A 21,246-nucleotide genomic window follows, 5' to 3' on the forward strand; every position below is an offset into this window, starting at 1 on the left:
TGCGAGCGTGGACGATCCGTGCATCTCAGGCGTTCGCGGCGGCACCTCCGGACGCCTGGGCAGGCACCCCCTCGGACGACGGGAGCCGCGCCCATGACGACCGTCCCCACCCTGCTCGTGCTGGACGCCGAGCCGCCGCCCCGGCTCGGCCGGCTGACCGGGCGCGCCCGGATCGTGCGCACGGACGCGGCGCACCTGGCCGAGCGGCTGCCCACGGCGGACGTGCTGCTGGTCTGGGACTTCACCTCGACCGCGGTGCGCGAGGCGTGGCCCGGCCCGGGGCCCCGGCCGCGCTGGGTGCACACGGCGAGCGCGGGCGTGGACCATCTGATGTGCCCGGAGCTGGCCGCCTCGCAGACGGTGGTCACCAACGCCCGAGGCGTCTTCGACCAGCCGATCGCCGAGTACGTGGCGGCCCTGGTGCTGGCCGTGGCCAAGGATCTGCCGCGCACCCTGGAGCAGCAGCGGGAGCGGGTGTGGCGGCACCGGGAGAGCCGGCGGGTGGCGGGTACCCGTGCCTGTGTGGTCGGTTCGGGTCCCATCGGCCGGGCGATCGTCCGGATGCTGAAGGCGCTGGGGGTGACGACGGCACTCGTCGGGCGGGTGCCGCGGACCGGTGTGTACGGGCCGGCCGACCTGGACCGGCTGATCTCCCGCGCGGACTGGGTGATCGCGGCGGCGCCGCTGACGGAGGCCACGTACCGCATGTTCGACGCGCACCGGTTCGGCGTGATGCAGCCCTCGGCGTTCTTCGTCAACGTCGGGCGCGGGCAGCTGGTCGACGAGGAGGCGCTCGCGGGGGCCCTGTCCCGGCGCTGGATCGCGGGCGCCGCCCTGGACGTGTTCGCCGCCGAGCCGCTGCCCGCGGACAGCCCGCTGTGGGAGCTGCCGGGGCTGATCGTCTCCCCGCACATGAGCGGGGACACGGTCGGCTGGCGCGATGAACTGGGGCGGCAGTTCGTGGAGTTGTACGAGCGGTGGGCGGCGGGCAGATCACTGGTGAACGTGGTCGACAAGACGCGTGGATACGTGCCCGGCCACTGACCTCCTGGAGGGTGCATGCAGCTCACCGACCTCACCGCCCGCCGGCTCCTGGACGGCTACCGCACGGGCGAGTTCACTCCGGTGGAGGCGACCGAGCAGGCACTGGCGCTGGCCCGGAACACCCAGTCGCGGGTGAACGCGTTCGTCCGGCTGACCGAGCGGGACGCGCTGGCGCGGGCGCGGGAGTCGGCCGGGCGCTGGCGGCGCGGGGAGCCGGCGGGGCTGCTGGACGGGGTGCCGGTGAGCGTGAAGGACCTGCTGCCGCTGCGCGGCCACCCCACGCTGCGCGGCTCGCGGGCCCTGTCCGAGCGGGGTGCCTGGGCGGAGGACGCGCCCTCGGTGGCGCGGCTGCGGGAGCACGGCGCGGTGGTCCTCGGCAAGACGACGACGCCCGAGTTCGGCTGGAAGGGGGTCACCGACTCGCCGCTGACCGGTGTCACCCGCAATCCGTACGACACCTCGCGCACCACCGGCGGCTCCAGCGGCGGCAGCGCGGCGGCGGTGGCGCTCGGCGCGGGCCCGCTGTCGCTGGGCACGGACGGCGGGGGCAGCATCCGGATCCCGGCCGCGTTCTGCGGGATCTTCGGGCTGAAGCCGACGTACGGCAGGGTGCCGCTGTACCCGGCGAGCCCGTTCGGCACGCTGGCCCACGCCGGGCCGATGGCCCGGGACGCGGCCGACGCGGCGCTGCTGCTCGACGTCGTCGCCGGGCCGGACGCCCGCGACTGGTCGGCGCTGCCGCCCGCACCGGGCTCCTTCACCCACGCGCTGGCCGGGGGTGTGCGGGGGCTTCGGGTGGCGTACTCGCCGTCGTTCGGCGGGCAGGTGGCGGTGGCACCGGCGGTCGCGGCGGCGGTACGGCGGGCGGTGGCGCGGCTCGCGGACCTCGGCGCGTACGTCGAGGAGGCGGACCCCGACTTCAGCGATCCGGTGGAGGCGTTCGAGGTCCTGTGGTTCAGCGGCGCGGCCCGGATCGCCCAGCTGCTCTCCCCGCACCTGCGCAAGCTCCTCGACCCGGGGCTGGCGGAGGTCTGTGCGCGGGGGGCGCGGCTGAGCGCGCTGGACTATCTGGCGGCGGTGGACGCCCGGATGGATCTGGGCCGGCGGATGGGGCGGTTCCACGAGCGGTACGACCTGCTGGTGACGCCGACGCTGCCGCTGACGGCGTTCGAGGCGGGTGTGGAGGTGCCGAGGGGTTCGGCCCACCGGCGCTGGACCGGCTGGACGCCGTTCACCTACCCCTTCAACCTCACCCAGCAGCCGGCCGCGTCGGTGCCGGTCGGCAGGGACGGGGACGGCCTGCCCGTCGGCCTCCAGCTCGTCGCCGCCCGCCACCGCGACGACCTGGTGCTGCGGGCCGCGCACGCGCTGTACGAGGCCGGGGTCGCGTGCCGCCCGGTGGTCACGCCCGCCGGGAACTGAGCAGGCCGGAAGGGAGCGGCAGAGGTCTTCGGGGACGGGGTGACCGTCGGATCCTCCGGTGGGGGTTCTGTGGAGACCGGGGCGGGAACGGGCCGGCGGCCCCGGTGCGCGGGTGTCCGGCGTGGCGGCCCGCGCCGGACACCGCCGCGCAGGTCAGGAGCGCACGGACGGTCAACTGCCGTGCGCGGCACCGCGGATCGCGTCGTCCGGACGGGACGGTGACGCTCCGTCCGGCCGGAAAACCGGGGTGCATACCCCGGATTCGCTTGGGTAGCCGCGCCGCCATGGCTGCACCACATGGGAACGGCATACACACTTTCCGGCCGCACCACAGACCCGGCCGGCGGACGTTTCTCCGCGGGATCGCGGCGCTCGGGGCGCTGGGCGCCGCGGGCTGCACGCGGGTGGCGGCCGCCGGCGGGAACGGCGGCGACCTGCTCGACCGGCTCCGCGCGCAGGGCGTCGTACGCCTCGGGATCGCCGGGGAGATCCCCTTCGGGTACATCGACAAGGACGGCCGTCTCACCGGTGAGGCGCCCGAGCTGGCGAAGGCGGTCTTCAAGCGGCTCGGGGTGGACCGGGTGCAGCCGGTGCCGACCGAGTTCGGCTCGCTCGTCCCCGGCCTGAACTCGCAGCAGTTCGACGTGGTCGCGGCCGGCATGTACGTCAACGCCGACCGCTGCAAGCAGGTGATCTTCGCGGACCCGGACTACCAGATGCTGGATTCGTTCATCGTCCGCAAGGGGAACCCGAAGGGGTTGCACACCTATCAGGACGTCGTCGCGAAGAAGGCGAGGTTCGCGACCGGGACCGGGTTCGCCGAGATCCAGTACGCCGTCGAGGCGGGCTACCGGCAGAGCGACATCCTGATCGTGCCGGACCAGGTGGCCGGGCTGAACGCGGTCGAGGCGGGACGGGTGGACGTGTTCGCGGGCACGGCGCTCACCACCCGCGAGGTCGTGAAGAAGTCCGCCAAGGCGGAGGCCACCGCCCCGTTCGCGCCGCTGGTCGGGGGCAAGCCCCATGTGGACGGCGGGGCGTTCGCGTTCCGGCCGACCGAGACGCGGCTGCGGGACGCCTTCAACGTGGAGCTGCGCGAGCTGAAGCGGACCGGGGAGCTGTTCCGGATCCTGCGGCCGTTCGGTTTCAGCAAGGCCGAGATGACGGACCTGACGGCGAAGGAGCTGTGCGGGCAATGACCTCGGGCCTGTGGGAACTGGTGCTCAAGGGCGTCTGGACCACCCTCCAGCTGCTGGTGTTCAGCGCGCTGCTGGCCGCCGCGGTGTCCTTCGTGGTCGGCATGGCGCGCACCCACCGGTTGTGGATCGTGCGCTTCGTGGCCGGCGTCTACACCGAGGTCTTCCGCGGCACCTCGGCGCTGGTGATGATCTTCTGGGTGTTCTTCGTGTTGCCGATCGCCTTCGGCTGGCAGCTGGTGCCGATGTGGGCGGGCACGCTGGCGCTGGGGCTGACGTACGGCGCGTACGGCTCGGAGATCGTGCGCGGGGCGCTGAACGCGGTGGACCCGGCGCAGCGCGAGGGCGGGATCGCGCTGAGCTTCACCCCGGCGCAGCGGATGCGGCTGATCGTGCTGCCGCAGGCGGTGCCGGAGATGATCCCCTCCTTCTGCAATCTGCTGATCGAGCTGCTCAAGGGCACCGCGCTGGTGTCGGTCATGGGCATGGGCGATCTGACGTTCAGCGCCAACCTGGTGCGGCTCGCGCTCCAGCGGAGCGCGGAGATCTACACGTACGTGCTGGTCATCTACTTCGTGATCGCCTTCGTGCTGACCCGGCTGATGCGCGGCCTGGAGAAGCGGCTGAAGGCCGGGATCGACAAGGACGCCGGCACGGAGCGGGCGGCGCGCGAGCTGAAGCGGGCACAGACGACCGGGGTGGGCGGTGGTGTCGCATGACGTGGGACTGGCACGCGGTGAGCGACTTCATGCCCCACTTCTGGGACGGCCTGCTGGTCACCCTCCAGGCGCTGGCGCTGGGTTCGCTGCTGTCCTTCACCCTCGGTCTGGTGTGGACGCTGCTGATGCGGGCGCCGACCCGCTGGGTGCGCTGGCCGGTCGGGGTGGTCACGGAGTTCGTGCGCAACACCCCGCTGCTGGTGCAGCTGTTCTTCCTCTTCTACGTGCTGCCGGAGTGGGGGCTGACGTTCTCCGCGCTGACCACCGGCGTCTTCGCGATCGGCCTGCACTACTCGACGTACACCATGCAGGTCTACCGGGCCGGCATCGAGGCGGTGCCCGTCGGCCAGTGGGAGGCGGCGACCGCGCTGAACCTGCCGCGGCGGCGGACCTGGACCGCGGTGATCCTGCCGCAGGCGATCCGCCGGGTGGTGCCGGCGCTGGGCAACTACGTGATCTCCATGCTCAAGGACACACCGATGCTGATGGTGATCACCGTGCTGGAGATGCTGGGCCAGGCCCGGCTCTTCTCCCAGCAGCGCTTCCAGTTCACCGAGCCGCTCACCGTGATCGGCGTGGCCTTCGTCCTCATCTCCTACCTGGCCTCCCTTCTCCTGCGAGCCCTGGAGCGACGCCTTGTCCGTTGAGACCCGTACCGAGCCGTCCGTCACCGCCGCCCAGCCGGCCGATCTGATCCGCCTGGAGCAGGTCACCAAGCGCTTCGGCGCGAACACCGTGCTCGACCACCTGGACTTCGCCGTCCAGCCCGGCAGGCACGTGACCCTGATCGGGCCGTCCGGCTCCGGCAAGACCACGATCCTCAGACTCCTGATGACCCTGACCAAGCCGGACGAGGGGGTCATCACCGTCGACGGCGAGAGGCTGTTCCCGGCGCCGGAGAAGCGGGTCCGGGAGGTCCGCAAGAAGATCGGGATGGTGTTCCAGCACTTCAACCTGTTCCCGAACATGACGGTGCTGCGCAATCTGACCGAGGCGCCGGTGCAGGTCCTCGGCCTGTCCAAGGACGAGGCGGAGGAGCGGGCGCGGGGGCTGCTGGAGCTGGTGGGCCTCGCCGACAAGTGCGGGGCGCGCCCGGCCCAGCTGTCCGGCGGGCAGCAGCAGCGGGTGGCGATCGCGCGGGCGCTGGCGATGCGGCCGCGGGTGCTGCTGCTGGACGAGGTGACCTCCGCGCTCGACCCGGAGCTGGTCGCCGGCGTGCTCGATCTGCTGCGGGACATCGCGCGCAGCACCGACATCACCATGCTGTGCGTGACGCACGAGATGGGCTTCGCCCGGGACATCTCCGATCAGGTACTGATGTTCGACGGCGGCCGGGTGATCGAGTCGGGGCCGCCGGAGAAGATCTTCTCCGAGCCGGAGCAGGAACGCACCCGGGAGTTCCTGAGCGCGGTGCTGTGAGGGCCGCGGGCAACGGCCGAGGTCCAGCCATTGGGGCATGACCCTGGCATATGCCAAAGGGTCGTCGCCGCAGTTCGGGCCGCCGCCGGGAGCGGGAGCGACGGATCGGAAACTTGTCAACGCCCTCTCCCCGGCGGCCGTTTGCCCGTTATCGTGGAAGCGCCGCACCGTCCGGAGATCCACGGCCCAGTAAGCGAGCGCAGGGGGGAACACCGTGGCGCTGATGCACGAGCCGACCGCCCCGTACCACTCGGCCCAGGACGCGCTGCGCGTGCTGGAGACCGTGGCGCGCACCGCCACCGGGGTCACCGAGACCGGGCTGACCCGGCTCACCGGCCTCGGTCCCGGGCGGCTCGCCCCGCTGCTGCGGATGCTGCGCCGGGAGGGCTACGTCGAGCAGGTCGGCGGCGGCGCGTACGTCACCGGCGACACCCTGCGCCGCCTCACCTCGGCCGAGGACCGCGAGCGGGCCCTCGCCGACAAGCTCCAGCGCACCCTGGACCGGCTGCGCGACTCGGTCGGCGCGGCCGTCTACATCAGCCGCTACGTCGACGGCGAGGTGAAGGTCACCCAGTACGCCGCCGGACCCGGCATGCCCGCGGTCAACGAGTGGGTGGACTTCCGCGTCTCCGCCCACGCCACGGCGGTCGGCAAGAGCCTGCTCACCCAGCTGGACCACAACGCCCGCCGCGACCACCTGGCCCGGCACAAGATGGCCCGGCTCACCTCGCGCACCATCACCAGCGACAAGCTGCTGCTGTCCCGCCTGGAGTCCCAGCCGCCCACGGTGCCGGTGCTGGACCTCCAGGAGTACGCGGTGGGCACGGTCTGCGCGGCCGTCCCGATCACCGCGGGCGCCTCGGTGGGCTGCCTGGCGCTGTCGCTCCCGGTGGAGCACGCGCACCGGCTGAAGCGGGCCGCGGACGCGCTCAACCGGAACGCGGCACCGGTGCTGCTGTCGCTGGCTCTCTGACGACTCCCCGGGTGGTCACGAGCACTCCCGGGGACCAGGTAGTATTTTCTTCGTCGCCGGCCGCGGAAAGCGGAAGGCGAGAGTCACGCGCCGCTAGCTCAGTTGGTTAGAGCAGCTGACTCTTAATCAGCGGGTCCGGGGTTCGAGTCCCTGGCGGCGCACAGCAAGAAGGCCCCTCACCTCGGTGAGGGGCCTTCCGCATGCCTAGAACGTGACGTCCGAGCACGCGTAGAACGCGTTGCCCGTGTCGGCGATCGTCCACACCGCGAGGATCACGTGGTGACCGGACAGGCCCGTGGGCAGGGTGCCGCTGTGGCTGAGCGTCGCCGGCGGCTGCTGACCGTTGTAGGGCACCGTCAGGAACGGCGTGAGGTTGAGGTCCGACCGGGACAGCGGGTGGTTCTGGTTCCAGCCCGGCTTGGTGACGTAGTACTTGAAGTCCGTCGTGGCGTGCCGGGCGGTGAACTGCCAGCGGAAGGTGTACGACTGCCCGCCGGTCACCTTGGTGGTGGGCCAGGCCGCGCCGGACGGGGCGGTCGGCGAGCTGAGCTGGGTGAAGCGGTCCACCCCGCCGTTGCAGAGCTGGCCGTCGGCGGGCCCGGCGGCCGGGAAGCCCTTGGGGCCCTCGACGCTCTGCGGCTCGTACTGGATGTCGCCGCAGCCCTTGACCGTGCCGTCGGCGCAGAGCTTCTGCCTGCTGACGGGGAGATCGGTGTAGCCGTGCCCGCTGGCGCCGCCGGTGGAGAGCGCGAACGCTCCGGCGGTCACCACTCCGAGCACGACCGCGGACATCTTCGTCTTGGTGCGCATACTGCCGCTCCTGGAGAACGTGGGGAGTTCGGTGAGCCGTGCAGAGGGTAGGTCTAGACCAACTCACAGGTTATGGGCGGCACTTGAGCATGTCCATACCAGTGGCAGAAGCGAACGGACCGGCTACGCCCGCTCGCCGCGGCCCGCGCAGAACGCCACCGTCAGGTCCCGCACCAGCACCTTGCGCTCGGAGTCGTCCAGCTCGACCAGCCCGCGCGTGGTCAGCCGGGTCACCGTGTCCTCCACGGAGTCCACGACCGAGCTGAGCATGCTGGCCCGCTGCCGGGCCTCCAGCGCGGCGATCCGGCGGCGCTGCATCGCGTCCGCGATCTGCGGGGCGTACTCCGCCCGCAGCGGCCGCACGGAGAACACCTCCAGACCGGCCGGCGCGGTCTCCGCCACCACCAGCCGGGTCAGCGCCTCCCCGGCCACCGCGGGCCCGCCCCGGCTGCCGACCGCCGGCTCCACCGGCACCCGGGCCAGCGCCGCCTCCACGCACTCGCGCAGATACCGCTCGTGGTCCTCCAGGCCCAGCACCGCCCGCGCGGTGTCCCGCACCCGCCACACCACCAGCACCACCACCCGCACCGCCAGCCCGCCCGGGTCCGCCGCGGGCATCGCCTCGCTGCGCCAGTGGCGCAGCCGCACGTCCACCCGCCTGCGGCGCAGCAGCGGGTTGACCCAGAGCAGCCCGGTGCGCCGGACGGTGCCCCGGTAGCGGCCGAACAGGCCCACCACCCAGGCCCGGCCGGTGCGGCCCCGGGCCAGCCCGCCGAAACCGGCCGCGCCGAGCAGCCCGGCCCCGGCGTACGCCGCCCACTGCGCCGGTCCGAGGCCCGGGTCCGCGGGCGCCGGCAGCCGCAGCGCCTGCACGGCGAGCGGCGGCAGCACCCCGGCCCACCAGGACGCGGCCAGCGCGCCGGTGACCCCGCAGGCCCCGGCGAGCACCCCGGCCGCCCCGGGCAGCACCCGCGCCGGGCGCTCGCGCAGCTCCGGGTCGACCCGGGGCAGCGGGCGCCGCCGCTCGGCCGGACGGCTCGTGCGCGGCAGCTCGCCCGTGCCCTGGCGGCGCCCCACGACGGCGGGCCGCGGCGGCGTCCCGTCCGGACCGGGATCGTCGCGGAAGAGCAGATGGACCGGGATCTCGGTGGTGGACTCGTTCCGGATCAGCCGGGCCGGGCGGGTGCCGGTGGCCGTGGCGGCCTGCGGTCGCTCCTCGGATCCGGACGGTGTGTGCGAGGTGGTCGTACTCATGGGTGCCTCCAGCCTCCGCGCCAGATGCGTCATGAAAATGGGTGAACAGGGGGGCGACACCGGACAGTCACGCGAACAGGCGGCGCCAGGTCTCCGGGCCCGGACTGCCGTCGGCCGCGCCGCCCCGCCAGCCCTGGGAACGCTGGAAGGCGGCCACCGCCCGCCGGTCCGCCTCGCCCCACCGCGGGCCGGGCCCGGTGTCGTAGAACCGGCCGAACCCCTGGGTCACCAGCTGGGCCCCGAGCCGGGTGATGTGGTCGTTGCTCTGCCCCGGGCGGAAGTACGCCTTGCCGGGGTAACCCGGCACCCCGTGCGAGGCGGGGCCGTCCTCGTCCGGGGCGATGTCCCGGCCCCCGCCGGAGACGAGCAGCGCCCAGGTGCGCGGGCCCGGCAGCCCGTCGGCCTCCTCGTCGCTCCAGCCCTGCGCCCGCTGGAACGCCTCGGTGGCCCGCCGGTCGCCCTCGCTCCAGACCGGCCCCGGGCCCTTCGGGTAGTACGGTCCCGCGCCCCGGGCCACCAGCATCTGCCCCAGCCGGGTGACGTGGGCGTTGTACGCGCCGGGCCCGAAGGACGCGGCGCCCGGGAAGAGGTCCGTGACCTTGCCGTCCGCCGCCTCGGGGCCGGGACTGCCGTCGGTCAGGCCCTTGTAGCGGTAGGGGACGTACCCGCCGGTGTGGTTCCAGTAGGGGTACGGCGTGGTCTGGGAGCGGGTGTGCGGGGGCGTCTGCTCGTAGACCTTGTAGTAGGTGTGCGTGTAGTCCGTCCAGCCGCCGAAGATCACCACGTGGGAGCCCTGCTGGGGGTCGGCCGTGTTGTGGTGGAGCAGGATGTCGCCGGGCTGGAGCTGGGACTTCTTGATCCTCACGCCGTACTTGGCGAGGCTGCCGGTCCACTGGTTGCTGTTCAGCCCCCAGGCCATGGAGACGTAGCCGGAGCAGTCCTGCCGGTAGCCGTCGGTCCAGTAGCGGCTCATGCTGTACGGCACCTTGGCGGTCACCCACGACCTGGCCCGCTTGATGATGGCGTCGCGGGTGGTGCGCGGGGTGCCGACGCCTCCGGGCGCGGCCGGTCTGCCGGCCGGGCCGTGCAGCGGGGACTCGGTGCCCTGGGGGGTGTCGGGCTCGCCGTCGCCGGGGACGGCCTGGCGGTGCGGTCCGTGGCCGGCGGTGAGGGCGGTCGCCGGGGGCGTCGCGCCGAGCGCGGCGGACACGGCGGCGACGAGGACCATGCCGCGGGCCGCGGGACGGTGGCCGATCCGGCCGGGCAGCGGGCGGCGGGGGGTGCGCCGCCGGTGGACACAGCCGGGACAGCCGCAGTCACGCGCGGGTTCGAACTCCTCGAACGCCGGAGCGGCCATGCGATCTGCCTCACATTCATGGTGTTTTCGTCCGCTTGTGTGCACGTTGATCAGTTTTCCAACTCTGGCCGAGGCGCGCACTTTGACGGTCCGAATGATGTACGGCACCCCCCGCGGACTCCCCCGGGTGGTCATCAGCACCCCCGCAGGTCAGGTAGAGTTCTCTCTGTCAGCAGGCGCCGCTAGCTCAGTTGGTTAGAGCAGCTGACTCTTAATCAGCGGGTCCGGGGTTCGAGTCCCTGGCGGCGCACCGACACGGAAAGGCCCCTCGCAGCAGCGAGGGGCCTTTCCGCATGCCGGGCCACGGTCACCCCGTGGCGCCGGTGAGGTACGCCGAGACGACCACGTTCGCCGTGTAGGCGCCGTCGCGGAAGCCGCCGCCGCAGGTGATCAGGCGCAGCTCGGCCCGGCCGGGCACACGCGGCGCGTAGGCCTGCCGGGCGTCGAAACCGGTACGGGGCAGGACGCGGACGTCCTCGACGGTGAACCGGGCGACCCTGCCGTCCGAGCGGACCACCCGCACCGCGGCGCCGGGGGTGAGGGTGCGCAGCCGGTGGAACACGGCGGGCCGGGTGTCGGTGTCGAGGTGGCCCACCATCAGGGCGGCACCGCTCGCGCCCGGCCGGGTCCCGGCGCCGTACCAGCCGACCACGCCCGGCTGGCCGAAGGGCGGCGGGTCGAGCGCGCCGCGCCCGTCCAGACCGCGGGTCACCACCGGCGCCTGGACGCCGAGCCGGGGGATGTCGATGCGCTGGGGCAGCGCCTTCGGCAGCGGCCGCGCGGGGGGTGGCAGCCGGACGGGCGCGGTGGCGCCGAGGGCGAACAGATCGCCGGTCTCCGGGTGCCGTGCCTCCTGGGGTACGGCGGTGACGGCCCGCCCCCACAGCCACAGCCCGAGCAGCAGCACCGCCCAGGTCAGGGCGGTGCACAGACGGCCGCGGAGGTGCTCTTCGCGCATCCGCGCCCTCAGTGCGGGCGGCGGCCGCGGCGGGCGCGCAGCCCCACGGCGACGGCGGCGATCGAGGCCAGCGCGAGCCCGGTCAGGGCCTGGGCGGTCTCCGGTCCGCTCCCGCTGGTGGCGACGGTGGCGAACCGGGCGGTGGCGCCACCGCCGGCGTCGACCGGGGCGACGGGTGTGGCGGGGGGCCCGCCGGGCTGCCCCTGGGCGCTCGCGCCGGCTCCTTCGGCGGCTCCTTTCGCCACGACCGTGATGGTGCCGTCGACCACCCGGTCCGCGCAGGTGACCTTGACGTCGTAGGCACCCGGCCCGACGGAGGAGCCCACGCGGGTCTCGCCGGACAAGGTGCCCCCGGCGCCGGTCAGCCGGGCGTCGCTGACGAAGGCGCGTGAGGCGGCGGTGGCCTGTCTCCCGGTGCAGCCGACGACCCGCAGGGTCACGTCGGTCCCCGGCGCGGGGGACTCGGGCACGGCGGCGAGGGTGCCGCCGCCCGCCGCGTGGGCCGCCTGGGCCGCCGGTCCGAGCGCGGCGACGGCCAGCAGGCCGCTGCACACAGTGAGGGGTAGTGAGCCCATCGTGAACCTCCAGACATCAGGAGGTTCCCCCGGCCCGGGCGCCCCCGCACCTCGGGGGGCGCCGCGCTGCTCCGTCCGGGTGATGGCCGGACCCGGCCGGGCTCAGACGAGGTCGACGAGGTCCGCGATGGAGTCGACGATCTGGGAGGGCCGGAAGGGGTGGCGGTCCACCTCGGCGATCCGGGTGACCCCGCTGAGCACCAGGAAGGTGCGCATCCCGGCCTCCAGGCCCGCGAGCACGTCGGTGTCCATGCGGTCGCCGATCATCGCGGAGGTCTCGGAGTGGGCGCCGATCGCGTTCAGGCCCGCGCGCATCATCAGCGGGTTGGGCTTGCCGACGAAGTACGGGCTGCGGCCGGTCGCGGCGGTGATCAGGGCGGCGACCGAGCCGGTGGCGGGCAGGTCGCCGTCGGTGGAGGGGCCGACGTTGTCGGGGTTGGTGGCGATGAACCGGGCGCCGGCGTTGATCAGCCGGACGGCCTTGGTCAGGGCCTCGAAGGAGTAGGTGCGGGTCTCGCCGAGGATCACGAAGTCGGGCTCGTGGTCGGTGAGTATGTAGCCGATGTCGTGCAGCGCGGTGGTCAGGCCGGCCTCGCCGATGACGTAGGCGCTGCCGCCCGGGCGCTGGTCGTTCAGGAACTGGGCGGTGGCCAGGGCCGAGGTCCAGATGTTCTCGGTCGGCACGTCCAGGCCCATGCGGCGCAGCCGGGCGTGCAGGTCGCGGGCGGTGTAGATGGAGTTGTTGGTGAGGACCAGGAAGGGGCGGCCCGAGTCGCGCAGCTTCTTCAGGAAGGCCTCGGCGCCGGGGATCGGCACACCCTCGTGGATCAGGACGCCGTCCATGTCGGTGAGCCACGATTCGATGGGCTTGCGGTCTGCCATGTTGTGCGTCTCCTGGCATGCGTGCGGTCAACGGACGGGGGCGCCGGAACCACGGCGTACCGACGCCCCCCAGCGTAGCCAGACCCGGCCGATCCGTACCCCGGAGTCCGGCCAGGCGATCAGCTGCCCGTCGCGGACTTCCAGTCGTCGACGTAGGACGCGAGGTTCTTGTCGATGTCGTTCCAGTCGGGCTGGAAGAACTCGACGCCGTCCATCAGCTCGGCGAGTGCGGCGGCGTTGGCGTCGGTGGCCTTGGCGTCCTCGCGGACGGCGAAGCCGCCGCCGACCGAGCTGACCTCGGCCTGGGCCCGCTGTGACAGCATGAAGTCGAGCAGCTTCCTGCCGTTGGCGCCGTGCGGGGCCTTGGAGACGAGCCCGGCCGCGTACGGCAACGCGAAGGTGGAGGGCTTGCCGTCCTTGCCGGCCGGGAACCAGATGCCGAGGTTGGGCATGGTCTTGGACTGCGCGTAGTTCATCTGCACGTCGCCGTTGGCGACCAGCAGCTCGCCCTTGTCCACCTTGGGCGCCAGTTTGCCGGTGGAGGCGGACGGCCCGACGTTGTTGGCCTGGAGCTTCTTCAGGTAGGCGAGGGCCTGGTCCTTGCCGCCGAGGTCGTGCATGGCCTGGATGAGCACGGCCGTGCCGTCGCCGGCCACGCCCGGGGTGGAGTACTGCAACTTGTTCTTGTACCTGGCGTCGAGCAGGTCGTCCCAGGTCTTCGGCGCCTGCTTCAGCTCCTTCTTGTTGTAGACGAAGCCGAAGTAGTTGTTGACGACGGCCGTCCACGTGCCGTCGGGGGCCTTGTCGGCCCCGCTGACCGCCGTGGAGTCCTTGGGCTCGTACTTCTCCAGCAGGCCCTTGCCGTCCGCCTCCTGGATGAACGGCGGCAGGGTGACCAGCACATCGGCCTGCGGGTTGCTCTTCTCGCGGACGGCGCGCTGCACCACCTCGCCGGAGCCGCCCTCGACGTACTTGACCTTGATGCCGGTCTTCTTGGTGAAGTCCGCGAAGACCTTGTCGTACCAGCCGTCCCCGTTCTCGCCCTTGAGGCCGTCCGCGCTGTAGACGGTGACCTCCTTGGCGTCGGAGGCGGCGGAGGAGCCGCCGCAGGCGGACAGCGCGGGGGTGGCGAGCAGGGCGAGGGCTATGGCGAGGCAGACGCGGGTTCTGGGCATGGCGGAACGGACTCCTGGCGTTTTCACGGCGGTCGGGAGGGAGACGGCGGGAGGGTCAGCGGTACGACGCCCGGGTGCGGACCCGGGAGACGGCGAACAGGACGAGCAGGGTGGCGGCCATCAGCACCATGGCGACGGCGGAGCCGCTGAACAGGGCGCCCCGGTCGGTGGCCGCGTAGATCAGGACGGGCAGCGGGGTCCAGTCCGGGGGATAGAGCATCATCGTGGCGCTCAGCTCGCCCATGGACAGGGCGAAGCAGAGTCCGGCGGCCGCGGTGAGGGAGGGCAGCAGCAGGGGCAGCCGCACCCGCCACAGCACATGGGAGGGCCGGGCGCCCAGGGAGGCGGCGGCCTGCTCGTAGGCCGGGTCCAGGCGGGTGATCGCCGCCGACACGGACTGGTGGGCGAAGGCGGTGACCAGCACGGTGTGCGCGACGATCACGATCCACCGGGTGCCGTTGAGCAGCAGCGGCGGCTGCGAGAAGGCCACCAGGACGGACAGGCCCACGACCACCGAGGGCACCGCGACCGGCAGCACGAACAGGGCGTCCAGCACCCGCTTGCCGCGCTTGCCCAGGGCCGCCCCGGCGAGCGCGGCCCAGGTGCCGGCGGCCAGCGCGAGGAGGCTGGCCCCGGCGGCCGTGAGCAGGCTGGTGACGAGCGCCTGGAGCGCCTCGCCCCGGGTCGCGGCGCGGTAGTTGGCGAGCGTCGGGCCCGAGGGCAGGACGCTGGACCAGTGGGTGGCGAAGGAGGCGCCCAGCACCACCAGCAGGGGCAGCGCGAACAGCGGCAGGAAGAGGACGAGGAACACCGCCCACAGGGCCCACCTGGCCCCTCGGCTATGCACCAGCACGACGGCTCACCACCCGGTAGAGGCCGTAAAGACCCACGGAGATCAGGACGTTGACGACGGCGACCACACAGGCGCCCGGGTAGTCGGACTCCAGGATCGCCTTGCTGTAGACGAGCATCGGCAGGGTGGTGACGCCCTTCGCGCCGGTGAACAGCACGATGCCGAACTCGTTGAGGCAGAGCACCAGGACGAGGCTGCCGCCGGCCGCGAGCGCGGGCAGCGCCTCCGGCAGGATCACCTTCCGCACGATCCGCGGCGCCCGCGCCCCCAGCGAACCGGCCGCCTCCAGCTGGGCGGTGTCCAGCTGCGAGAAGGCGGCGAGCAGGGGCCGCATGACGAACGGCGTGAAGTAGGTGACTTCCGCGAGCAGCACGCCCCAGGGCGTGTTCAGGAACTGGAAGGGCCCCTGCGCCGCGCCGGTCAGCCCGGTCCACGCGCCGTTGGCCATGCCGACGCTGCCGTAGACGAACAGCAGGGCCAGCGTGATCAGGAAGGACGGGAAGGACAGGAACACGTCGACGAACCGCGCCACCGCCTTCGCCCCGGGGAACGGCACGAACGCGATCACCAGGGCCAGCAGGAACCCGAGCACGAGGCACCCGGCGGTGGCGGCGAGGGCCAGCCACACGGTGGTCCACAGCGCCTGCCGGAACGCCTCCGAGGCGAACACGTCGGCGTACGGCCGGAGGGAGGTCCCGCCGCTGTCGGGCCGGAAGGACTGCCGCACCACGAGGGCGAGCGGGTAGAGGAAGAAGAGGGCCAGGAGGGCGACGGGGGGAAGGGCCCGGACGAACGCCCCGAGGGAACGCGGGGAGCCGTCCGCGCCGGCGCGGACGACCCGCGCCTTGCGCACCGCCTCAGCCATGGCCGACCCCCGCGGGCAGCAGCACCGCGTCGTCGGAGGCGAAGTGCAGCGCGACCTCGGCCCCCCGCGCCGGCGGGTCCCGCAGCTCGCGGACGTCCGCCATGACGTCGTGCTCGCCGACCTTCACATGGACCCGGTGCGTGGCCCCCCGCCACTGGATCTCCTGGACCACGCCGGTGAGCTGGTTCGGCCCCGTGCCGAGCCCGACCAGGTGCGGCCGGACGCACAGGGTGGCCCGCGCCCCCGCGACGGCCCCCGCCGTGTCGACCTTCACCTCCCGGCCGGCGATGTCGACGCCCCCGGCACCGACCGTCACCGGCAGCAGGTTCGCGCCGCCCACGAAGGACGCGGTGAACGCGTCGGTGGGCGCCCGGTACAGCTCCCTGGGTGTTCCGCAGGCACGCAGCCGCGCCTTGTCCATCACCGCGATCCGGTCGGCGAGGGTCAGCGCCTCGACCTGGTCGTGGGTGACGTACAGCATGGTGACGTCCGGCAACTCGCGGTGCAGCCGGGCGAGTTCGGCGAGCATCCCGGAGCGCAGCCGGGCGTCGAGCGCGGACAGCGGCTCGTCCAGGAGGAGCACGCCGGGCCGGATGGCGAGCGCGCGGGCGATGGCGACGCGCTGCTGCTGCCCGCCGGACAGCTCGCGCGGATGACGGCGGGCGTAGGCGGCCATGCCGGTCATCTCCAGTGCCTCGCCGACCCGTTGCCGTATCTCGCTCCTGGCCGTCCCCCGGGCCTTGAGGCCGAAGGCCACGTTCTCGTCCACCCGCATGTGCGGGAAGAGCGCGTACTGCTGGACGACCATCCCGATGCCCCGCCGGTACGGCGGCAGGTCCGTCACGTCCCGGCCGCCGAGGAACACCCGCCCGGACGCGGGCCGGACGAACCCGGCGACCGCCCGCAGCGCGGTGGTCTTGCCGGAGCCGGACGGCCCGAGGAGCGCCATGACCTCGCCGGGCTCGACGGCCAGCTCGAGGGAGTCGAGGACGACATTGCCGTCGTAGGCGACCGTGACGGAATCGAAGCGGATGCTCATCTCACCGGGCTCCCGCGAGCAGCGCCGGCAGTCCGGCCACGGAGTCCAGGACGTGGGTGGCACCGGCGGCGCGGAACTGCTCGTCGCCATGGGCCCCGGTGCGCACGCCCGCGACCAGTCCGGCGCCCGCGCGCACCCCGCTGAGCACGTCGTACGAGGTGTCGCCGACGACGGCGACCTGCCGTACGTCCTCGGCCGCCTTGGTGCGGACGAAGGCCTCCAGGACCATGTCCGGGAAGGGCCGCCCGCGCCCGCCGGCGTCGGCCGGGCACAGGGTGAGCGGCACCAGGTCCCGCCAGCCGAGGGCGGCGAGGACGGCGTCCTGGGTGATCCGGGCGAAGCCGGTGGTCAGCACCACGCCGCGGCCGCTCGCGAGCAGTTCCTCGATGGCCTCGCGGGCACCGGGGACGGGGGCGATCAGCCCGGCGTCGACCAGCTCGCCGTACGCCTTCTCGAAGGCGGCGTTGGCGCGCCGGGCGCGCTCCTCGTCCCCGAACAGGTGCCGGAAGACGGAGATCTTGGACTCGCCCATGGTGGCGCGGACGTAGGCGAGGTGCTCGGCGTGCTCGGCGGTGCCCTCCCGGACGCCGAGTTCGGCGGCGGCCTCGGCGAAGGCGCGCTCCACGAGCCCGCCGTCGGCGACGGTGGTGCCGGCCATGTCGAGGACGACGAGGCGGATGTCGGTGGTGGTGTCGGTCATGGGGTGTTCACCAGCCCAGTTCGTTCGCGGTGGTCTCGGCTATCGCGGGGGAGCAGGTCATGCCCCGGCCGCCGGGCCCGGTGACCAGCCATACCCCGTCGCTCACCTGCTGGCGGTGCACCACGCGGCTCTTGTCGGCGCACTGCGCGTACACCCCCGCCCAGCGGTGCCGGATGCGCGGCAGCGGCCGGCCGAGCAGGGTCTCCACGACGCCCTTCAGGTGCTCGTACGGCTCCTCGACGGTGTCGAAGGCGAAGGGATGCTCGTACTCGTGGGTGTCGCCGATGGTCAGACCGCCGTCGGCGCGCTGCACCATGAGCAGCTGCATCTTGTGCGCGGCCGCGGTCCGCGGCTGCGGCTGGCCGGCGTTGAGCGCGTCCAGGGCCGGGGAGGCGTAGGCGGGGTAGTAGCGGAAGCTGTCGCCGTCGGCCACCGAGGTGGGCAGCGCCTCGCCCAGCGGGTCGGTCTGCATCATCTGCAACCGGACCCGGCGCACCGGCAGTCCGGGGCCGGCCAGCTCGCGGACCAGACCGCCGAGCCACGCGCCGGTGGCCAGCACGACCGCGTCGGCGTGGTGCACGTCCCCGTGGTCGTCGCGGACGGCTCCGGCGCCGACCACGTCCCGGACCTCGCGGCCCGGCAGGAAGGTGTAGCGGGGGGACCTGCGCAGTTCCTCGCGCAGGGCGCGCTGGGCGGTGCGGGGCTCGACCGCCGCGTCCCGCTCGCAGTGCAGGGCCGCGATGAACTCGCCGCGCAGCGCCGGGTTGAGCGTGCGGGCCTCGCCCGGGGTCAGCAGTGCGTAGCCGCGGGCGGCGGCGTCGGGGCGGGCCACGGCGGCCTCGGCCACGGCCAGTTCGAGGTCCGTGCGCACCGGGGTGAGCGAGCCGTTGGCGCGGAAGCCCAGCGCGGGCACCCGGCCGCCGATCTCCTCCCACAGCTCCCGCGCCCGCAGCGCGGTCTCCAGCTCCTCGCCCCCCGCCCGGCCGCTCACCCAGATCTGCCCGAAGTTGCGCAGCGACGCGCCGCGCGCCTCCGCCTCGCGCTCGATCTGTACGACCTCGTGGCCACGTTCGATTGCTTGCCAGGCGTGCATGGTGCCGACCACGCCGCCTCCGACGACTGTCACTCTCACGGCGCCAACGGTGCTCGGGGGCGGGTAACCGAAGACGTCCGCGCGTCGACGGGACGGTGAACGACCCTCCAAGTTTGGGCTAGACCCGTTATCTCGTCGTTACACAAGAGGGTGCCCGTAGCGGATCGAACGCGACGAAACGGCGGAACGGCACCGGAAAGGGGGAGGGGTTCCGCTCAACCCTGGAGGTGTGTGGTGAAGGAGAACCGGTCGCCCCGGTACAGCGACCGCACCCGCTCCAGGGGGCGGCCGTCGGCGTCCCGGGAGACCCGGTGGATCAGCAGCATGGGGAGCGCGGGCGGGGTGCCGATGAGCAGCGCCTCGCGGGGGGTGGCGAGCACGGTCTCGATGCGCTCGTCGGCGTCGCCGAAGGTGATGCCCTGGGCGGCGAGATAGCCGTAGAAGGAGGAGTCGGCGTCGAAGTCGGAGTCCAGCCGGGGTACCCGCTCGACGGCCACGTACGTGCTCTCCAGACCGACCCGCTCCTCGTCGGCGAGCAGCACCCGCTCCAGGTGCCAGACGGGCTCGCCCCGGGTCAGCCCGGTCTCGGCGGCGAGCGGGCCGGGGCAGGGGAACCGGTCCAGGGTGACGAGCGCCCGGCCCGGGGTACGGCCCTGCCGGCGCACCCCCTCGGTGTAGCTGGCCAGGGACAGCGGCTGCGCCAGCTTGGGTCCGGCGACCACCGTCCCGCGCCCGCGCCTGCGCAGCCGCCCCTCCAGCACCAGTTCCCGCACGGCCTGCCGCACGGTCTCGCGGGCGACGTCGTACCGCTCCGCGAGGTCCCGCTCGGTCGGGATGACGCTGTCCTCCCCCAGCTCCTCCAGCAGCGCGGCGATCCGGGCCTTCACCGCGTAGTACTTCGGGATCCGCCCGTGCTCGGGGACGCCGGACCGGACGGGGGCACCTGGGGCCTGCTCATAGGGGTAGTCCACGCAGGGATCGTCGCAGACGGGAGCCCTCGGGGCGGTGAGGGGTGGGGAGTTGGGGCCGCCCGGTCAGCGGCGCCTGCGGGCCACCAGGAACGCGGCGCCGGCCACACAGAGCAGGGCGCCGGCCGCGGCGAACAGTCCGTGGGTGAGGCCGGGCCCGGTCCGGGCCAGCTCCCGGGCGCGCTCCCCGGCCTCCTGCGCGTCCTTCGCGAAGGGGAGGGAGGGGTTGGCGGGGGCCGCGCCGTCGATGTCCTGGGACGACCGGCCGGTGGCGGTACCGGCGCCCGGGCTCGCCTGGGTGCCCGCGCTCGCTTCCGTGCCCGTGCCCGTACTCGCATCCGTGCCCGTGCCCGTACTCGTTCCCGTGCCGGTACCGGTGTCCGTACTCGTTCCCGTGCCGGTGCCGGCGCTCTCCTCCGGCAGGTGCTGTGCGACCGGGGTGCGGTCCGTGTCCGGGCTCGCGGTGGTCTCCCCCGCGCCGTCGCCCGGCGTGCCGACGCCGAACCGGTAGACGTTGGACTCCCCGACCCAGTCCCCGTCCCGGCCCCGGCGCTGCACGGCGGCGGCTTTCGCGGTGACCTGGTCGGGGACGGCGGCGTCACGGGTGAGCGCCAGCCGGACCCGCACGCTGAGGGTCTTGCCGGGCGGCACGGTGAAGCCGCCGAATCCGGGTGCGTCCAGCACGCCGATCAACTCCTTCTCGTCGCTGCTCTCGAATGCCACCGACCGGATGCGGGATCCGTCGTGGAAGTCCAGGCGCGCCTGCTCCGGCCGCAGCGCGTGCCGGTCGTCGACGAGGACGACGACCGGGTGGACGGCGGCGCAGGAGCGGGTGGTGGTGTTGGTGAGGTCGATGTACCAGGTGCCGCGACCGCCGCCCGGCCGGTACGAGTCGGGGCCGCCGCGGATCCGGGTGGCCAGCGGGAAGTCCCGTTCGCCCGGCGCCGCGCAGGACGGCGAGGGCCCCGCGCCGACGGCGGCCGCCGGCCCGGGGACGAGGACGGCGGCCACGGCGAGACCCAGGGCGCGCAGGGTCAGGGGGCGGGGCGGCAGGCGGTGGGGTGGCAGGGGGCGCGCGGTCGGGAGACGGGGGGACGGGGTGCGGAGGAAGCGGAACAGGGACGGGGACGAGCGCAGGGGCGGGTGCAGGGGCGTGCACAGTCGCATGAACACATGACCATGCCGGTGCGGGCCCCGAATCCCGCGGCGCCACTCCGGTGGCGCCCCGCACATCCCCCCGATCGGCCGAGGTCAGGGGCGGCAGGCCCGCTGGGCCGCGGACGCGGTCGCGTCCCGCTCGGCCTCGGCCCGGCGCAGCGCCCGCTCCTGCGAGATGTCCGGGTGGCCGCCGTCGGCGATGCCGCGCAGCAGGTCCGCCTTCATGGCGTCGTAGGAGCGCTCCGCCCGCTCGGCGGCCGCAAGGGCCCGGTCGCAGCCGGTGTCCGCCCGGGCCGCCGGGGCCGGGACGGAGAGCGCGAGCAGCGTCACGGCACCGGCCGTGAGCGCGGAAAGCCGCGTGGACGGCATGGGAACCTCCGGGGTCAGGAGACCAGCGTGACCACTCGGCCACCGCTCCGTACGTCGGCGCAGGCCTGGTACGGGTCGGGGTCCCCCTGCCGTTCCCCGCACACCCACCGGGACCCGGCCGCGTGCACCTCGGCGGCCCGGCCCTTCGTATAGGCGGCCGCGACGTCGAGCGCCGCCCCGCAGGGCACGCTCCGGGCCGCCATCACCCCGAGCCCGGAGGCGCGGTCCACCCCGCAGTACGCGTAGCCCGTACCCTGCGCCGCGAGGGCCTGCGCGACCCCCGGCGACCAGAGCACTCCCGCGCCCACCAGCACGGTGACGATCCTCAGCCTGAGCGCCTTCACACCGCACCTCCTTCCCCTGGAGCAACAGCAACCCCACGAGTACCCCGGCACGAACACCCGCTTGCACGCCGTC

The 21,246-nt window shown here is 73.6% G+C and carries 23 protein-coding genes and 2 tRNA genes; 9 read left to right on the forward strand and 16 right to left on the reverse strand.

Annotation, left to right across the window (positions count from 1 at the left end; genetic code table 11):
• Positions 1–93 precede the first annotated feature (93 nt).
• The 8 genes from BLW85_RS15815 to BLW85_RS15850 all read left to right on the forward strand — a co-directional run bounded on the left by BLW85_RS15815 (position 94) and on the right by BLW85_RS15850 (position 6,934).
• Entirely contained in the window at positions 94–1,044 is a 951-nt protein-coding gene (locus BLW85_RS15815) for a D-2-hydroxyacid dehydrogenase (protein ID WP_074992389.1), read from the forward strand.
• A 15-nt stretch (positions 1,045–1,059) separates the two neighbouring features.
• On the forward strand, positions 1,060–2,466 hold the full coding sequence (locus BLW85_RS15820; protein WP_074992390.1) for an amidase: 1,407 nt from the start codon (positions 1,060–1,062) through the stop codon (positions 2,464–2,466).
• 284 nt (positions 2,467–2,750) lie between these two features.
• Positions 2,751–3,665 (forward strand): ectoine/hydroxyectoine ABC transporter substrate-binding protein EhuB, encoded by a 915-nt coding sequence (ehuB, locus tag BLW85_RS15825; RefSeq protein ID WP_071828868.1) that lies wholly within the window; start codon positions 2,751–2,753, stop codon positions 3,663–3,665.
• A complete protein-coding gene (gene ehuC / locus BLW85_RS15830; protein WP_074992391.1) occupies positions 3,662–4,381 on the forward strand; it encodes an ectoine/hydroxyectoine ABC transporter permease subunit EhuC in 720 nt (239 codons plus the stop codon). Before ehuB ends, ehuC begins: the two co-directional genes overlap by 4 nt.
• A complete protein-coding gene (gene ehuD / locus BLW85_RS15835) occupies positions 4,378–5,028 on the forward strand; it encodes an ectoine/hydroxyectoine ABC transporter permease subunit EhuD (RefSeq protein WP_070027360.1) in 651 nt (216 codons plus the stop codon). The genes ehuC and ehuD overlap by 4 nt, the downstream gene beginning before the upstream one ends.
• Positions 5,018–5,800 (forward strand): ectoine/hydroxyectoine ABC transporter ATP-binding protein EhuA, encoded by a 783-nt coding sequence (ehuA, locus tag BLW85_RS15840; RefSeq protein WP_074992392.1) that lies wholly within the window; start codon positions 5,018–5,020, stop codon positions 5,798–5,800. The genes ehuD and ehuA overlap by 11 nt, the downstream gene beginning before the upstream one ends.
• A 214-nt stretch (positions 5,801–6,014) precedes the next feature.
• A complete protein-coding gene (locus BLW85_RS15845; RefSeq protein WP_070027358.1) occupies positions 6,015–6,773 on the forward strand; it encodes an IclR family transcriptional regulator in 759 nt (252 codons plus the stop codon).
• Positions 6,774–6,860: 87 nt separating this feature from the next.
• A tRNA-Lys gene (locus BLW85_RS15850) sits at positions 6,861–6,934 on the forward strand.
• A gap of 43 nt (positions 6,935–6,977) precedes the next feature.
• Here BLW85_RS15850 and BLW85_RS15855 read toward each other — a convergent pair.
• The 3 genes from BLW85_RS15855 to BLW85_RS15865 form a co-directional block, all read right to left on the reverse strand.
• Positions 6,978–7,583, reverse strand: coding sequence for a lytic polysaccharide monooxygenase auxiliary activity family 9 protein (locus BLW85_RS15855; protein WP_070027357.1), 606 nt, complete (start codon positions 7,581–7,583; stop codon positions 6,978–6,980).
• Between the two features lie 123 nt (positions 7,584–7,706).
• Positions 7,707–8,837, reverse strand: a complete 1,131-nt coding sequence (locus BLW85_RS15860) for an SPFH domain-containing protein (RefSeq protein ID WP_070027356.1) — start codon at positions 8,835–8,837, stop codon at positions 7,707–7,709.
• Between the two features lie 67 nt (positions 8,838–8,904).
• Complete coding sequence (locus BLW85_RS15865; protein ID WP_074992393.1) at positions 8,905–10,194, reverse strand: peptidoglycan-binding protein; 1,290 nt, start codon at positions 10,192–10,194, stop codon at positions 8,905–8,907.
• A gap of 176 nt (positions 10,195–10,370) precedes the next feature.
• On the opposite strand from BLW85_RS15865, the gene BLW85_RS15870 reads away from it, so the two are divergent.
• Positions 10,371–10,444, forward strand: a tRNA-Lys gene (locus tag BLW85_RS15870).
• Positions 10,445–10,501: 57 nt separating this feature from the next.
• On the opposite strand, the gene BLW85_RS15875 is transcribed toward BLW85_RS15870, so the two are convergent.
• The 13 genes from BLW85_RS15875 to BLW85_RS15935 form a co-directional block, all read right to left on the reverse strand.
• Positions 10,502–11,152 (reverse strand): class F sortase, encoded by a 651-nt coding sequence (locus BLW85_RS15875; protein WP_074992394.1) that lies wholly within the window; start codon positions 11,150–11,152, stop codon positions 10,502–10,504.
• An 8-nt stretch (positions 11,153–11,160) separates the two neighbouring features.
• Positions 11,161–11,727 carry a hypothetical protein gene (locus BLW85_RS15880; protein WP_074992395.1) on the reverse strand — a complete coding sequence of 189 codons (567 nt, stop codon included), beginning with the start codon at positions 11,725–11,727 and terminating at the stop codon, positions 11,161–11,163.
• Positions 11,728–11,829: 102 nt separating this feature from the next.
• Positions 11,830–12,609, reverse strand: a complete 780-nt coding sequence (locus BLW85_RS15885) for an HAD-IIA family hydrolase (protein WP_070027352.1) — start codon at positions 12,607–12,609, stop codon at positions 11,830–11,832.
• A 119-nt stretch (positions 12,610–12,728) separates the two neighbouring features.
• On the reverse strand, positions 12,729–13,784 hold the full coding sequence (locus BLW85_RS15890) for a 2-aminoethylphosphonate ABC transporter substrate-binding protein (protein WP_074992396.1): 1,056 nt from the start codon (positions 13,782–13,784) through the stop codon (positions 12,729–12,731).
• A 55-nt stretch (positions 13,785–13,839) separates the two neighbouring features.
• On the reverse strand, positions 13,840–14,637 hold the full coding sequence (locus BLW85_RS15895; RefSeq protein WP_071828665.1) for an ABC transporter permease: 798 nt from the start codon (positions 14,635–14,637) through the stop codon (positions 13,840–13,842).
• Positions 14,624–15,502: a 2-aminoethylphosphonate ABC transporter permease subunit gene (locus BLW85_RS15900; RefSeq protein ID WP_074992397.1), complete on the reverse strand. Its 879-nt coding sequence runs from the start codon at positions 15,500–15,502 to the stop codon at positions 14,624–14,626. The genes BLW85_RS15895 and BLW85_RS15900 overlap by 14 nt, the downstream gene beginning before the upstream one ends.
• The gene (locus BLW85_RS15905; RefSeq protein ID WP_074992398.1) at positions 15,495–16,541 is read right to left on the reverse strand and encodes an ABC transporter ATP-binding protein; all 1,047 of its coding nucleotides are present in this window, start codon (positions 16,539–16,541) and stop codon (positions 15,495–15,497) included. The genes BLW85_RS15900 and BLW85_RS15905 overlap by 8 nt, the downstream gene beginning before the upstream one ends.
• Position 16,542: 1 nt before the next feature.
• Positions 16,543–17,241 (reverse strand): phosphonatase-like hydrolase, encoded by a 699-nt coding sequence (locus BLW85_RS15910; protein ID WP_074992399.1) that lies wholly within the window; start codon positions 17,239–17,241, stop codon positions 16,543–16,545.
• A gap of 7 nt (positions 17,242–17,248) precedes the next feature.
• Entirely contained in the window at positions 17,249–18,373 is a 1,125-nt protein-coding gene (locus BLW85_RS15915) for a TIGR03364 family FAD-dependent oxidoreductase (protein ID WP_070027347.1), read from the reverse strand.
• A gap of 176 nt (positions 18,374–18,549) precedes the next feature.
• Entirely contained in the window at positions 18,550–19,305 is a 756-nt protein-coding gene (locus BLW85_RS15920) for a GntR family transcriptional regulator (protein WP_070027346.1), read from the reverse strand.
• Between the two features lie 63 nt (positions 19,306–19,368).
• Positions 19,369–20,469 carry a hypothetical protein gene (locus tag BLW85_RS15925; RefSeq protein ID WP_244174865.1) on the reverse strand — a complete coding sequence of 367 codons (1,101 nt, stop codon included), beginning with the start codon at positions 20,467–20,469 and terminating at the stop codon, positions 19,369–19,371.
• 84 nt (positions 20,470–20,553) lie between these two features.
• Positions 20,554–20,829 carry a hypothetical protein gene (locus BLW85_RS38445; protein WP_070027344.1) on the reverse strand — a complete coding sequence of 92 codons (276 nt, stop codon included), beginning with the start codon at positions 20,827–20,829 and terminating at the stop codon, positions 20,554–20,556.
• Between the two features lie 14 nt (positions 20,830–20,843).
• Positions 20,844–21,173: a hypothetical protein gene (locus tag BLW85_RS15935; protein WP_074992401.1), complete on the reverse strand. Its 330-nt coding sequence runs from the start codon at positions 21,171–21,173 to the stop codon at positions 20,844–20,846.
• Positions 21,174–21,246 lie beyond the last annotated feature (73 nt).

This window comes from Streptomyces misionensis, assembly GCF_900104815.1.
Taxonomy (GTDB): Bacteria; Actinomycetota; Actinomycetes; order Streptomycetales; family Streptomycetaceae; genus Streptomyces; species Streptomyces misionensis.

Coding starts and splice junctions, on each gene's coding strand:
- BLW85_RS15815 (WP_074992389.1), top strand. CDS start 94: ATGACGACCGTCCCCACCCTGCTCGTGCTGGACGCCGAGCCGCCGCCC.
- BLW85_RS15820 (WP_074992390.1), top strand. CDS start 1,060: ATGCAGCTCACCGACCTCACCGCCCGCCGGCTCCTGGACGGCTACCGC.
- ehuB (WP_071828868.1), top strand. CDS start 2,751: ATGGCTGCACCACATGGGAACGGCATACACACTTTCCGGCCGCACCAC.
- ehuC (WP_074992391.1), top strand. CDS start 3,662: ATGACCTCGGGCCTGTGGGAACTGGTGCTCAAGGGCGTCTGGACCACC.
- ehuD (WP_070027360.1), top strand. CDS start 4,378: ATGACGTGGGACTGGCACGCGGTGAGCGACTTCATGCCCCACTTCTGG.
- BLW85_RS15855 (WP_070027357.1), bottom strand. CDS start 7,583: ATGCGCACCAAGACGAAGATGTCCGCGGTCGTGCTCGGAGTGGTGACC.
- BLW85_RS15860 (WP_070027356.1), bottom strand. CDS start 8,837: ATGAGTACGACCACCTCGCACACACCGTCCGGATCCGAGGAGCGACCG.
- BLW85_RS15865 (WP_074992393.1), bottom strand. CDS start 10,194: ATGGCCGCTCCGGCGTTCGAGGAGTTCGAACCCGCGCGTGACTGCGGC.
- BLW85_RS15875 (WP_074992394.1), bottom strand. CDS start 11,152: ATGCGCGAAGAGCACCTCCGCGGCCGTCTGTGCACCGCCCTGACCTGG.
- BLW85_RS15880 (WP_074992395.1), bottom strand. CDS start 11,727: ATGGGCTCACTACCCCTCACTGTGTGCAGCGGCCTGCTGGCCGTCGCC.
- BLW85_RS15885 (WP_070027352.1), bottom strand. CDS start 12,609: ATGGCAGACCGCAAGCCCATCGAATCGTGGCTCACCGACATGGACGGC.
- BLW85_RS15890 (WP_074992396.1), bottom strand. CDS start 13,784: ATGCCCAGAACCCGCGTCTGCCTCGCCATAGCCCTCGCCCTGCTCGCC.
- BLW85_RS15900 (WP_074992397.1), bottom strand. CDS start 15,502: ATGGCTGAGGCGGTGCGCAAGGCGCGGGTCGTCCGCGCCGGCGCGGAC.
- BLW85_RS15905 (WP_074992398.1), bottom strand. CDS start 16,541: ATGAGCATCCGCTTCGATTCCGTCACGGTCGCCTACGACGGCAATGTC.
- BLW85_RS15910 (WP_074992399.1), bottom strand. CDS start 17,241: ATGACCGACACCACCACCGACATCCGCCTCGTCGTCCTCGACATGGCC.
- BLW85_RS15925 (WP_244174865.1), bottom strand. CDS start 20,469: ATGCGACTGTGCACGCCCCTGCACCCGCCCCTGCGCTCGTCCCCGTCC.
- BLW85_RS38445 (WP_070027344.1), bottom strand. CDS start 20,829: ATGCCGTCCACGCGGCTTTCCGCGCTCACGGCCGGTGCCGTGACGCTG.